General features: G+C 63.1%; 15 protein-coding genes. 8 read left to right on the top strand and 7 right to left on the bottom strand.

Translation table 11 applies throughout. The features are described from left to right. The first annotated feature begins 94 nt into the window (after nt 1-94). Nucleotides 95-1,207: a choline metabolism transcriptional regulator GbdR gene (gene gbdR, locus MLD24_RS12955; protein WP_248166975.1), complete on the top strand. Its 1,113-nt coding sequence runs from the start codon at nt 95-97 to the stop codon at nt 1,205-1,207. A gap of 65 nt (nt 1,208-1,272) precedes the next feature. Here gbdR and MLD24_RS12950 read toward each other — a convergent pair whose 3' ends face one another. Genes MLD24_RS12950 through MLD24_RS12940 form a run of 3 tightly spaced genes read right to left on the bottom strand, consistent with a single transcriptional unit; the run spans nt 1,273 to nt 5,313 of the window. Further along, a complete protein-coding gene (locus MLD24_RS12950; protein ID WP_248166973.1) occupies nt 1,273-3,003 on the bottom strand; it encodes a formate--tetrahydrofolate ligase in 1,731 nt (576 codons plus the stop codon). After that, nucleotides 2,994-3,929 carry a methylenetetrahydrofolate reductase gene (locus MLD24_RS12945; protein ID WP_248166971.1) on the bottom strand — a complete coding sequence of 312 codons (936 nt, stop codon included), beginning with the start codon at nt 3,927-3,929 and terminating at the stop codon, nt 2,994-2,996. Before MLD24_RS12945 ends, MLD24_RS12950 begins: the two co-directional genes overlap by 10 nt. A 22-nt stretch (nt 3,930-3,951) precedes the next feature. Beyond that, nucleotides 3,952-5,313, bottom strand: coding sequence for a glycine cleavage T C-terminal barrel domain-containing protein (locus MLD24_RS12940; protein ID WP_248166969.1), 1,362 nt, complete (start codon nt 5,311-5,313; stop codon nt 3,952-3,954). Between the two features lie 207 nt (nt 5,314-5,520). Between MLD24_RS12940 and MLD24_RS12935 the strand changes: the two genes are divergently transcribed. Further along, nucleotides 5,521-6,405, top strand: a complete 885-nt coding sequence (locus MLD24_RS12935) for a prenyltransferase (protein ID WP_248166967.1) — start codon at nt 5,521-5,523, stop codon at nt 6,403-6,405. Here MLD24_RS12935 and MLD24_RS12930 read toward each other — a convergent pair whose 3' ends face one another. Together MLD24_RS12930 and MLD24_RS12925 are read right to left on the bottom strand one after the other, a co-directional pair. Continuing rightward, nucleotides 6,406-6,849 carry a hypothetical protein gene (locus tag MLD24_RS12930; protein ID WP_227172164.1) on the bottom strand — a complete coding sequence of 148 codons (444 nt, stop codon included), beginning with the start codon at nt 6,847-6,849 and terminating at the stop codon, nt 6,406-6,408. 78 nt (nt 6,850-6,927) lie between these two features. Further along, a complete protein-coding gene (locus MLD24_RS12925; RefSeq protein ID WP_248166965.1) occupies nt 6,928-7,461 on the bottom strand; it encodes a hemerythrin domain-containing protein in 534 nt (177 codons plus the stop codon). A 143-nt stretch (nt 7,462-7,604) separates the two neighbouring features. Here MLD24_RS12925 and MLD24_RS12920 point away from each other — a divergent pair, with 143 nt between their 5' ends. Beyond that, complete coding sequence (locus MLD24_RS12920) at nt 7,605-7,820, top strand: hypothetical protein (protein WP_248166963.1); 216 nt, start codon at nt 7,605-7,607, stop codon at nt 7,818-7,820. A gap of 62 nt (nt 7,821-7,882) precedes the next feature. Next, a complete protein-coding gene (locus MLD24_RS12915; RefSeq protein ID WP_227172161.1) occupies nt 7,883-8,344 on the top strand; it encodes an RrF2 family transcriptional regulator in 462 nt (153 codons plus the stop codon). On the opposite strand, the gene MLD24_RS12910 is transcribed toward MLD24_RS12915, so the two are convergent. Together MLD24_RS12910 and MLD24_RS12905 are read right to left on the bottom strand one after the other, a co-directional pair. Next, nucleotides 8,316-8,639: an SMR family transporter gene (locus MLD24_RS12910; protein ID WP_227172160.1), complete on the bottom strand. Its 324-nt coding sequence runs from the start codon at nt 8,637-8,639 to the stop codon at nt 8,316-8,318. The two genes, MLD24_RS12915 and MLD24_RS12910, sit on opposite strands and share 29 nt — an antisense overlap. Next, nucleotides 8,636-8,974 carry a DMT family transporter gene (locus tag MLD24_RS12905; protein ID WP_248166961.1) on the bottom strand — a complete coding sequence of 113 codons (339 nt, stop codon included), beginning with the start codon at nt 8,972-8,974 and terminating at the stop codon, nt 8,636-8,638. The genes MLD24_RS12910 and MLD24_RS12905 overlap by 4 nt, the downstream gene beginning before the upstream one ends. A gap of 133 nt (nt 8,975-9,107) precedes the next feature. Here MLD24_RS12905 and MLD24_RS12900 point away from each other — a divergent pair, with 133 nt between their 5' ends. From MLD24_RS12900 to MLD24_RS12885, 4 genes are all read left to right on the top strand, one after another. Then, a complete protein-coding gene (locus MLD24_RS12900) occupies nt 9,108-10,022 on the top strand; it encodes a LysR family transcriptional regulator (protein WP_248166959.1) in 915 nt (304 codons plus the stop codon). 90 nt (nt 10,023-10,112) lie between these two features. After that, nucleotides 10,113-10,919 carry a penicillin-binding transpeptidase domain-containing protein gene (locus MLD24_RS12895; RefSeq protein WP_248166958.1) on the top strand — a complete coding sequence of 269 codons (807 nt, stop codon included), beginning with the start codon at nt 10,113-10,115 and terminating at the stop codon, nt 10,917-10,919. Nucleotides 10,920-11,008: 89 nt separating this feature from the next. Continuing rightward, on the top strand, nt 11,009-11,380 hold the full coding sequence (locus tag MLD24_RS12890; RefSeq protein ID WP_248166956.1) for a hypothetical protein: 372 nt from the start codon (nt 11,009-11,011) through the stop codon (nt 11,378-11,380). Then, nucleotides 11,373-11,903, top strand: a complete 531-nt coding sequence (locus MLD24_RS12885; protein WP_248166955.1) for a macro domain-containing protein — start codon at nt 11,373-11,375, stop codon at nt 11,901-11,903. The genes MLD24_RS12890 and MLD24_RS12885 overlap by 8 nt, the downstream gene beginning before the upstream one ends. Nucleotides 11,904-12,065: the final 162 nt, after the last annotated feature.

Below are 12,065 nucleotides of genomic sequence, written 5' to 3'. Positions count from 1 at the left end.
TAGTTGCGGCTGATCGTTGTGGGCGTTATGGTCAAAAAGTGTGCAGGGTGGTCGACCCATTCGGCAGGGACAGGATGTCCAGGGAGGTGATGACATGGCGGAATGTGACCGGAGCCCAGGCGCGAGCCCGGCAGCCTATCGCGTCGGCTTTCTGCTGATCGAAAACTACACCCTGATGGCGCTGGCCAGTGCCATCGAGCCCCTGCGCATGGCCAACCAGCTCACCGGCAGTGAACTTTACACCTGGCAGCTGGTGTCGGTGGACGGCCAGCCGGTGCGAGCCAGCGATGGCATGGTGGTGATGCCGGACGCGGCGATGGCGGATGGTCGTCGCTTCGATCTGGTGATTGTGGTGGCCGGCATCAATGTCACCCGCAGTTTCAACGGCCGCGAGCAGGCCTGGCTGCGGGATCTGGCCCGTCGCGGTGTGCCGCTGGGCGCGTTGTGCACCGGCGCTTATGTGCTGGCCAGTGCCGGGCTACTGGATGGCTACCACTGCAGCGCTCACTGGGAGTGCCTGGCGGCTCTGCAGGAGGGGTTTCCGCGGGTGCGATGCAACAACCGGCTGTTCAGCCTCGACCGTGACCGGATGACCTGCACCGGGGGTGAAGTGCCATTGCACATGATGCTGGGCATGCTGGCCCGCCGGCATGGGCAACCTCTGGCCGATGCCATCTCCGACATGTTCGTTTGTGACCGGGTGCGGGAGGACTGCGAGCAGCAACCGCTGCCCCTGCGACACCAGCTGGCGGTGGCCCAGCCCAAGCTGGCAGAAGTGGCCCAGTTGATGGAGGCCAACATTGAGGAGCCGCTGGAATTGCAGGAACTGGCGATGCTGGCAGCGGTCTCGCGGCGCCAGCTGGAGCGGCTGTTCCTCAAGCACCTGGGCTGCACCCCCTCACGTTACTACCTGAAATTAAGGCTGGATCGTGCCCGGCGGCTATTGAAGCAGACGTCCTGTTCGGTGGTGGAGATTGCCGCCATGTGCGGGTTCGTCTCTGCCACCCATTTCAGTCGCTGTTACCGGAAGTACATGGGGGCGGCGCCTAAGGCTGACCGTCAGCCACGTACGGCATCGTTGATGGCGACTGGTGCGGAAGCCGCGCCTTTCGGGGAATGGCGTTCTCCGGCCACCGACGCCCTGAGCCGGGCCCAGGCCGAGCCTACCTTTGGCGTGTTTCGCTATCACCCGCTTTCGCCCGAATAGCTTAGGCGCAGTTGTCGCACCTGAGCCACGTTCATTCCAGTCCCGTTCTTATACCCATCCCGTGTTCACACCAGACCATAGACGTCGCCCTCGGCGTTCAGGCCCATGTCGAGTGCTGCGGGGCGCCTGGGCAGGCCGGGCATGGTCATGATGTCGCCGCACACCGCCACCACAAATCCGGCGCCCGCCGACAGGCGCACCTCCCGTACCGGCAGGGTGTGGCCGCTGGGAGCGCCGCGAAGTTTGGGATCGGCGGAGAAACTGTACTGGGTCTTGGCGATGCACACCGGCAGGTGGCCAAAACCAAGCTGCTGGTATTCCTCCAGTTGCCGTCGGGCGTCGGCGCTGAAGGCGACGTCGCCGGCGTGGTAAAGGCGGCTGGCGATGGTTTCGATCTTCTCCACCAGAGTCCAGTGGTCCGGGTAGAGCGGTTGTACCTCCGGCGTACCTTCGGCCAGCTGATCCAGTACCGCCTGGGCCAGGTCGGTGGCGCCAGCGCCACCCAGGGCCCAGTGGTTTGCCACCACGGCGTTGACACCCAGTTCGCGACAGATTGCCTGGATGGCGATGAGTTCCTCCTCGGCATCGGTGGGAAAACGGTTGATCGACACCACCGGCGTCAGCCCGAACTGGCGCAGGTTGCGGATATGACGCTCCAGATTGGCAGCGCCCTCGTGCAGGGCTGTCAGATCGGGACGGGCCAGGTCCACCTTTCGCATGCCGCCCTGCATTTTGAGGGCGCGTACCGTGCACACCAGCACCACCGCATCGGGCGCCAGGCCACTCTGGCGACACTTGATGTCGATGAACTTCTCTGCCCCCAGATCGGCGCCGAAGCCCGCTTCAGTCACCACCACGTCGTTGAGGCTGAGGGCGTAGCGCGTGGCCATCACCGAGTTGCAGCCATGGGCGATGTTGGCGAACGGGCCGCCGTGGATAAACACCGGGTTATGCTCCAGGCTTTGCACCAGGTTTGGTTGCAGCGCATCCCGCAGCAGGATCGCCAGGGCCCCTTCCACCCCCAGATCACTGACGGTCACCGGCGTGTGGTCGTGGCGTCGGCCGACGATGATCCGGCCAAGGCGTTGGCGCAGGTCGGTCAGGTCGTCCGCCATGCACAGGATGGCCATGATCTCCGACGCCACGGTGATGTCGAACCCGGTCTCCCGGGGCAAACCGTGGGCGCCGCCGCCAAGACCGACGATGGTGTTGCGCAGGGCGCGGTCATTCAGGTCCAGCACCCGGCGCCAGTACACATGACGGGGGTCCAGGCCGGCCTCATTGCCCCAGTGGATATGGTTGTCGAGAATCGATGCCAGCAGGTTGTGGGCGGCAGTGATGGCGTGGAAGTCGCCATTGAAGTGCAGGTTGATGTCCTCCATCGGGATCACCTGGGCACGACCGCCCCCGGCTGCCCCGCCTTTCATGCCGAAACAGGGACCCAGTGACGGCTCCCGCAGACACACCGAGGAGCGTACGCCCAGCTTGTTAAAGCCGTCGTTGAGGCCGACGCTGGTGGTGGTCTTGCCTTCGCCGGCCGGCGTGGGGGTGATGGCGGTTACCAGCACCAGCCGGCCAAAGCTAGCCGGATTGACCGGGCCGACGTGACGGGTGTCCAGCTTGGCCTTGTAGTGGCCGAACGGAATCAGGCTGTCTGCCGCCAACCCCAGACGCTGTTGCGCCAGCAGCAGGATCGACTGGGGCTGCACCGCACGGGCAATCTCAATGTCCGGGGTTCCGGGCGGTGGCAGAGTGGTGCTGGAGACAGCGGTGGATTCGGATGAGGTCAGGGACATGGCTGGAGGCCTCCCGACAGGTGTGGGGCGCGTTCGGGCTGGCCGGCGGCCACCAGACCCTCCAGCCACTTGGCGGAGCGCTTGAGACCACCGAACGGGAAAATGTGCAGGCCGTGGAACAGTGAGAGCGGGTGCTCCAGACGATAGCACGCCAGAGCCTGTACCAGACCGTCGGGTGTCCAGCTGCGCAGCAGCCGCGTGGTTTCCGGGTGGCGCATCAACGCCCGCGCCGAGGCACCGACGCCGCACTGGGCCGCGTAGGCCATCAGGGTTCGCAGCCGGGTCGGACCGGCAATGCCAAAATGCACCGGCAGGGGCGCAATGACGTCGCCGTGATCGTGCAGCCAGTCCAGAAAACTGCCCGCCTCGAAGGCGAACTGGGTCACCACCCACATTGGCGTGTCAGTCGCCAGGGCGTACTCGCGCTTGGTGTTTAGCGCCGTTTTCAGCGCCGAGCTGTCGGCCGCCGGGTGGCCCTCGGGGTGGCCGGCAATCCCCAGTCCAAAGCGATGGCGTTGGAGCAGTCCCGACTCCAGCAGCGCCAGCGAATCGGTATACGGTCCGGCCGGTCGCGGCGTATCACCGGCAATCAGCATCAGCTCACGGACACCGTGGGCGGCGAGGGCGTCCAGATGGTCCCGGGCCTGCTGTTGGCTGGTCATGGCGCGGGCCGGGAAGTGCGGTACCGCGGTCAGCCCGGCGTCGAGCAGCCGTTGGCAGGCAAGGATCACGTCCTGGTAGTCGGCGTTGGGCAGGTAAGGCACATACACCCGGGTGCCTTCGGCCAGCCACTGGCGCAACTCGTCTACCGCCGCGATCTGGCGCGGGGTCAGTTCAATGGAGGCGTCCCGCGCCATGGCGGCCAGACCGTCGGCACAGGCCTCGGTCATGGCCGGGTCGTGGGCGGGATCGTGGACCAGTTTCATGGCGTTTCTCCCGCCGCTCCGTTCAGTCCGCGAAGTCGATGCCGCGGGCCCGGGCCCGTTCCCGGGCGTTGGGATTGACCGAAGGCCGGAACGGCACTTCCACCACTTCGGCGTCCGCATCCAGGCTGCCGTCGGCGGCGGCGTACTCCGGTGGCAGCCGCACGTTCAGCTCGGTGCCCAGATGGCGCAGCTCCCAGGGCACGTAGGCCAGGGCGATGTTGGTCTCCAGCTCCGGTGAATACCAGGGGGAGGTGACATAGCCCACGGCTTCGTCGCCATCCCGTTCGCTGACCAGCCAGAAGTCGTTGGCGTAATCGGTCACCGGGGCCCCGCCAAGTCGCAGGCCCACCATCACCAGGCGGAACGGCGGCCTGCCGGCATCGATCTCATCCCGCACCGCTTCCAGCCGGGCCTTGCCGATGTAATCGGCGGCTTTATTCCGGGGGACCTGATAGGCCAGGTTGCACTGGAATGGCAGGGTTTCCTGATCCACGTCCTGCCCCCAGGACAGGATGCCGGCGGCAATGCGACGGTGGTGGGCAGGGGCGATCACCCGAAGGTTGTGGCGTTCGCCCGCCCGCAATACGGTGTACCAGAGGTCTTCCGCGTACCGGCTGGCGTCCTTGAGATAGATCTCGTAACCCTTTTCACCGGTAAAGCCGGTCTGCGATACGATCACGTCCCGGCCCGCCACCTGGCCTTCCATCAGTCCGTAAAATGGAATATCCCGGACCTCGTCGCCGAACAGATCCGCCATCAGCGCCTCGGACTTGGGCCCCTGGATCTGTACCGGTGCCACATCGATCTCGGCAATGCTGACATCAAACCCCTTGCCCAGGTTAACCCCTCGCAGCCACAGTTCCAGATCGCTGTCGGACAACGAGAACCAGAACTCGTCCTCGGCGACCCGCAGCAGTACCGGGTCATTGAGGATGCCGCCGTCCTCGTTGCAGAGGATGACGTACTTGCCCCGCATGGGTTTGATCTTGGTGGCGTCGCGGGTGATCACATAGTTCACGAAAGCTTCGGCATCCGGTCCTTTGACCTGGATTTGCCGCTCCACCGCCACGTTCCAGAGGGTGACGTCGTTCACCAGTGACTGGTACTCCACCATGGCGCCGCCGTCCTCTGGCCGCACATAACCGCGGGGGTGGTACATGCGGTTGTAGACGGTGGCCCGCCAGCAGCCGGCTTCCACCGCCAGGTGCCAGTAGGGGGACTTGCGCACGCGGGTGGAGATCAGCATTTCCACCGGTGTGGGCCCGGACTGGCGCAGGTTGATGGGGACCCGCCGGTCCGACTGGTCGACGCTGTCCGTCTGGCGCGCTGCGCCGGCGCGTTGTTGAGGGTAGTCCAACAGAGCCTGCTCGAATTTGATCGCCATGGCCGTCTCCGCATGTTCGGGTGGGTTTTGTCCTACTGTGGCTCGCCACCGGCAGGCGGGCCGGCTCCGGGGCGACATCCAGTAGTCCAAAAACGGCAGTGGCGAGAGCGGGGGTTGATCCGGACCAAAGCAGCGATGGTCGTCTTGGCTTAACATTCATCCGTTATTTCATAGAGTTTCTGAATTACTTTTCTGGGCGGAGGTCCCTTGAAAGCCGTTATTCGTTCGTTTCGTGTTCCTTTTCTGGTTCTGACCCCGGTGTGTGTGGGCCTTGGGGTCGTTGCGGCCTGGCTCACCGGCGCCGCAATTCACTGGGGGGATGCTCTGGTGGCCCTTGGTGGCGCGCTGTGTGCCCACATGAGTGTGAATGCCTTCAATGAATACTTTGATTTTCGCAGCGGCCTGGATGCCCAGACCCAGCGCACCCCGTTCAGCGGGGGCAGCGGTTCCCTGGTGGAGCGGCCGACGGCGGCGGTGTCTGTACTCAACTCCGCGCTCCTGACCCTGGCGGTGACGGTGCTGGCGGGGGGCTACGTCATTCTGCGGCACGGCTGGGGCATACTGCCCATTGGTCTGCTGGGCGTGGTGATCATTCTGACCTACACCCACTGGATCAACCGCCTGCCCTGGGTCTGTCTGGTGGCGCCGGGAGTGGCGTTTGGCCCGCTGATGGTGATGGGTACCCAGTATGCCCTGGCCGGCGAATTCACCAGCCTGGCGGCGTTGATTTCACTGGTGCCGTTCTTCCTGGTCAACAACCTGCTGCTGTTGAACCAGTACCCCGACCGGGAGGCGGATGCTGCCGTTGGCCGTCGGCACATTCCGATCGCCCTGGGGCTGTCAGCGAGTAATGCGCTGTACGGTGGCTTTCTGCTGGCGGCGGCGTTGACGGTGGGGTTGGGCGTGGTCGGTGACCGGCTGCCAGCACTGGCGCTGTTGGCCCTGGTGCCGATGCTGGCAGCGGTGTTCACGTTGTGGGGGGCGATTCGTTATGCCAATGATATTCCCCGGCTGATACCGTTCATGGGCGCCAATGTGCTGGCCGTGGTGACGGCGCCCCTGGTGCTGGCGGTCACGCTGGCGGTTGGCTGATCAGTCTTCGCGGGTGTCCAGGCGCCAGACGATCTCATTGCGCAGCCGCTCCACCAGCTTGACCCGGGGCCCGGCGACCATGGTGTAGGCGAAGGTTCGATCCGCCATGGCCACACACTTCACCGCTGCCCGGTTGCCACTGAATTCGCCGAAGAAGTTGCCATACACGAAGGTGCCGTTACGGACCACGTGATCAAACCCGAGCAGACGCAAGCTGTCTTCGCCCCGGCGGGCGCACTGCTCGGCGGTGCCCGCGACAAACTTGTGATCGGACCACAGATGCGGCACGAAGTCTCGCCGCACATCCATCAGCGCGTCCTGCTCGGGTTTGCTGGTGGCAGTCTGTGGCAGGACTGTGGCGCTGGCCTGGTCTGTCGGCACACTGCTGCAGCCCATAAACAGGGACAATGAGGCCAGTGCAAACAGGGTTCTGGTGGATATCATCGGACAATGTCCTTGGCAATGGAAAGCCACAGCATAGCTGCAAGGGTGTGCTGTCCCCAAGCTCGATTCCCCACCGTATCAACCCACACGCTGGAACAGCACCGAGTTCTCGATCTCGATATGCTCCTTCAGATCGGCGACCAGCGTAGCCAGACCGCTATAGAGCCGTTGCCAGCTGCCGCAGGCGTCATCCGGTGGCGTGAGCCGGTTGGTCAGAGCGAGCAGCCGCTCAAGGGCATCGCCGTGTTCATCATGCTCCTGGCGCATGACCTGCACCGGCGCCACCGCCATGCCTGTGGCGCCGCGAAGGATCATCGGAAACAGGATGCGTTCCTCCTTCTGCATGTGCATATCCAGCTCATCCTGCAGGGTCTCCAGATGGTCACTGAGCCCGGCGGGGCAGGCCGGGTGGCTGCCGTGGACTCGCTCCACCCTTTGTGACAGCCGAATCAGTTCCGGCAGCTGACGGCGGTGGGTGTCGTGGTAGCGGGTGAGTATGTGCTCCACCAGCCGGTTATCGGGCAATGTCTGGAGCCCCTGGAGATCAACCGCGTTGGCATCGGGATCGTGGTGGCTGTCGTGGTGCTCAGGGGAGTGGGGAGTGGCGGTCATGATTCGCTCCTGTCTGCTGAATTCTTAAAAGATGCTTTCAAAATACATCTTCAAAGATTAAGATGTAAACAGAATGTTTGTTATAGTTGACCCAGGACAATGTCCGCGACCGGTTGCGATCGGGCATTGTGAGGAGGACTGTCATGGCCCCGACGCTGTTGTTTGCCAACCGAACCCTGCTGGTGTGCTTCCTGGCTCTGGTGAGCACCGTCATGCTGGCGTACCCGCTGGCAGGGGCGCTGCCCATGTCGGCGCAGATTGGCGCCCATATTGGTACCATGGTGTTCGCGGCGGGGCTGAAGGTAGCCTACGTGCTGCGACTGGTGGCGCTGAAGCGTCTGGGCAGACCGATACACTGATAACCGCTGTGCCGGCGGCAACCGCTACCGGTTAACGCTCGGGGCCTGTCTGGAGTGATTGAATGCACATAACCCGTTACACCGATTACTCGCTGCGTGTGCTGATCTACCTGGCGTTGCACCAGGAGCGCCTGGTCACCATTCAGGAGATTGCCGACAGCTATCAGGTGTCCCGAAACCACCTGATGAAGGTGGTGCATCAGCTCAATCGCAGTGGCCACATTGAAACGGTGCGGGGCAAGCACGGCGGGATGCGCCTGGCGCAGGCCCCGGAGGCGATCAACATCGGCGCCCTGGTGCGTCAGACCGAACAGGATCTGTCACTGGTGGAGTGTTTCTCCGCCGATAACCGATGTGTCATCGCGCCGGCCTGCGGGCTCAAGGGCATCTTTGGTGAAGCGTTGGCCGCCTTCCTGGCAACTTTGGACCGGTACACGCTTGAAGATGCGTTGCCGGCAAGCCAGCAGCGTCAGTTGCTGACCCTGCTCGACGCGGTCAGTGTCCACCCCACTGCATCAGGATGATGGCGACGATCAGAATCGCCAGCCCGGTCCAGCTCCAGCGGTTGAGACGGTGATTGAACAGCCAGCGGGTTGCCAGGGCGGTGCCGCTAATGGACAGCGCACCCCAGAGCGCATAGGCCAGAAACAGCTCCATTCCCGTTACCGCCAGTGCCAGCAGGGCAAAGGCAGCCATGATGCAGAGCACCGCAGCAATGCCCCAGCGCTTGTGGCGGAAGCCGTCCGACAGCTGCAGCAGGACGTTGGCGATGATGTCCAGCACCACCGACCCCAGAACATAGCCCAGATAGATACTCATACCTGTGACTCCTGACGGTGATGGCCGATGTTCAGGATCACGATTCCCACCACTGCCAGCGCAATGGCCGCAGCCTGCATGGGCTGGATCTGTTCGTCCAGCCAGAGCCAGGACACGGTGGCAATCAGGATCATGCCCAGCCCTTCCCAGAACGCGTTCGCCATGGCGATGGGAATGCGTAGCGTGGCCTGGCTGAGCAGCACGTAAGACAGGCCAATCATTGCCGTGACGACCAGCGTGCCTGCCCAGGGATGGCCGGCGGAGACCAGCAGCTTCATTGACGTTGTGCCGGCGACTTCGCCAAGAATGGCCAACAGTAAGAACACCCAATGCATTTTTCAGAACTCCAGATACCGTTGATAGGGGGAGAATCGAGACATTAGGGGAGCTGTCCTGGCGACGCCAGTTGCTCAGTGTCATAGTATTTGGCGCTTGAGGTCGGCGAGGAACAGCCTGGAGGAGGTGCCCGTGAAAGTGGAATCCCTGCGTTATTTCGTGGCGGTGGCCCAGACCGGTTCGGTGAGCCGGGCCGCTGCAAGGTTGGGGCGCAACCGCACCACGGTGAGCATGGCCATTGCCGCTCTGGAAGACGAACTCGCGGCGCCGCTGTTCCGGCGCAGTGGCAACAGCATGGCGCTGTCACCCGCCGGTGAGGCCATGGTTGATGACGCCGTCCGGCTCATTGCCCTGGCGGACAAACTGCGTCGCAACGTTGACCACAGCCGGGACGGTGAGCCCGCAAAACTGCGCCTGGGGCGTGATGACGTGCTGCCCGAGGCGTTCTGGCGACAAATCATCCGGGACCTGCGTCAGCACCGACCGGGGTTGGAGCTGAACATGCTTTACGCCAGTCCGGAGGTACTGCTGCGCCAGTTGCATCAGGGCCAGCTGGATCTGGCCTGCTGTTTGGGTGGCCCCGGGTTGCAGGCCGGGCCGGAAATCCACAGCCGGGTGCTGGGGCGAATCACGATGACGCTGGCGGTTGCACAGGATCACCCCCTCAGCCAATTGTCGCAGGTCAGCAATGCCGATCTGGCGGATGTGCCTCAGGTGGTCTATCTGGACCAGGCCGGCGAGGCCCGCTTCCATGTGCCGGAAGTGGCAGGGGAACGGTTGGGGTTGAGTAGTTTCGAGCTGGTTCGGGATGCCATTCGTGACGGCCTGGGCTGGGGCTATGTGCCGGCGCCGCTGCTGGCCGGGCTGTCAGAAACGGCCGGCTCCGGCCTGGGCACTGTGGCCCACGGCCAGGTTTCCACCTGGTTCCCTTATCTGGCCCACAGCTGCACGGTGCCGGGCGATGACAGCACCGTGCTGGGCTGGCTGTCCCAGCGTATCGAAGCACAGATGCACTCCCTCCGTTTCGGTGCTCTGAGCGCAGACTGATCATTGCCACATTTCGCCACAATTGCATCACCGCTTTGCCATCTGATCGCGTTGCAATAGATGGATCATCAACCAGAGCAGGAGAGCGAGATGAACAGGCATTGGCAATGGTGGGCGTTATTGTGGCTGCTGCTGGGGAGCTGGCCGGCGATGGCGGCTGGCGCCGGGGAGCGTGAGGACTGGGCCGAGCTGTTCCGGCAGGCGGGTGTGTCGGGCACATTGGCGGTTGTTGACCACCGCAGCGCCGGCCCGCAAACCTGGTATCACAATCAGGCCCGGGCCGGTCGGCGTTACAGTCCGGCATCGACGTTCAAGATTCCCCATACTCTGTTTGCGCTGGATGCCGGCCTGGTGGCCAGTGAGTTCGATGTGCTGCCCTGGGATGGCGAAGACCGTGGAATGGAGACCTGGAACCGCAACCAGACTCTGCGTTCGGCGATGACCCACTCAGTGGTGTGGGTGTATGAAGGATTTGCCGACGTGCTGGGTCGGGACACCGAGCGCTACTACCTGAATCTGGTGGATTATGGCAACGCCAATCCTGACGGCGCGACGCCGGCATTCTGGATCGATGGTGAGCTGGCGGTGTCTGCCGATGAACAACTTGATTTTCTCCAGCGGCTGTATCGCAACCGACTGCCTTTTCTTGAGCGCCACCAGCGCCTGGTGCGGGACCTGATGATCTCGGCCGCCGGCCCCGAGTGGCGACTACGGAGCAAGACCGGCTGGGACGGAGAGCGAGGCTGGTGGGTTGGCTGGATCGAGTGGCCCGATGGTCCGGTGTTCTTTGCGCTTCATATCGACATGCCGAATGGTCTGGCGGATCTGCCGAAACGCCGTCAACTGGTCCGTGAGGCGCTGGGCACCCTGTCGGCTTGGCCTGAAGGGGTCGAGTAAACTCCGGACAATAACTCGCAATAGAACAACGGCGAGCGCTGCGGTAACATAACTGAGCAATCCATGATCAACGGTCAAGGGAGCTGACTGTGGGATTCCTCAAGGTTGTTCTTGCGGTGTTTACCGCCAATGTTCTTACCCTGCTGGCGCTGTTCGGGGCATCAATGCTGTTTGCTGGCAGCGCTATCAGCAATGCTTCGGACTGGCTGTCATCCGGCAAAGCCACGTCCAACGTCACCGCGATCACGCCAGACATCGTGGTGCACGACACCCCACCCCCCAAACAGGACCCGTACGCCCCGCTGAGAACCTACACGGCGCAGCGGTCCATGCTGATCGTCAATGCCCGGGAAGAGTGTGAGTACTGGATTACGCAGCATGAGCGGGAAGCCAACTCGAGGAACAAAGCGTTCCGCAACAACGCCTGCCTGAGGCACCGGCAGTTGGTGGAGGGTGAGTAACCAACATCAACTCTGCCTGAATTCTGGTGCAAAGGAGGGCGTTTGTTTGACGGCAATTCGCTATCTAAAAGGTGACGCCACCGATCCTCAAGAGGCCGCGGCAAAACCCAAAATCATCGTTCATGTCTGCAATGACCTCGGCAAGTGGGGGCGGGGCTTTGTGCTTGCCCTCAGCAAACGGTGGCCGGCGCCGGAGCGATCCTATCGGGAGGCTTACGCCAGCAACTCACCACCAGCCCTCGGCAGTGTCCAGTTTGTACCGGTGGAAACATTTGTTGAGGTGGCCAACCTCATCGGCCAACGGGGCATCGCCCGGCGGGGGCAGAAAACTCCACCAATTCGCTACGACGCGGTTCGCACCGGCCTGGCAGCGGTAGCCCACAGAGCCATGGAAACCGGCTCCTCCGTGCATATGCCGCGAATCGGTTGTGGCCTGGCTGGCGGTCGATGGGATCGAATTGAACCTCTTATCGCGGACACGCTCCTGGCAGCGGGTGTTCCGGTGACTGTGTACGATTTTTGAGTCTGGTTCGCCATGTATTGGTGTCGGGTTACATTGCTGATTCAAACCTGATCATCTCTCGCTCCACAAGGCGCTGTTGATTTATGGCTCTTCACTTATCCGTGTGGGTTAGGAGCCATAGGCAGTCCGCCATAGTGAAACAGTATCGCCCGCTTGAACCTT

Origin of the sequence: Marinobacter xestospongiae (assembly GCF_023156385.1) — a bacterium.
Lineage (GTDB): Bacteria > Pseudomonadota > Gammaproteobacteria > Pseudomonadales > Oleiphilaceae > Marinobacter > Marinobacter xestospongiae.
The sequence above is the reverse complement of the archived record's forward strand: the minus strand, read 5'-3'. Positions and strand labels throughout refer to the sequence as shown.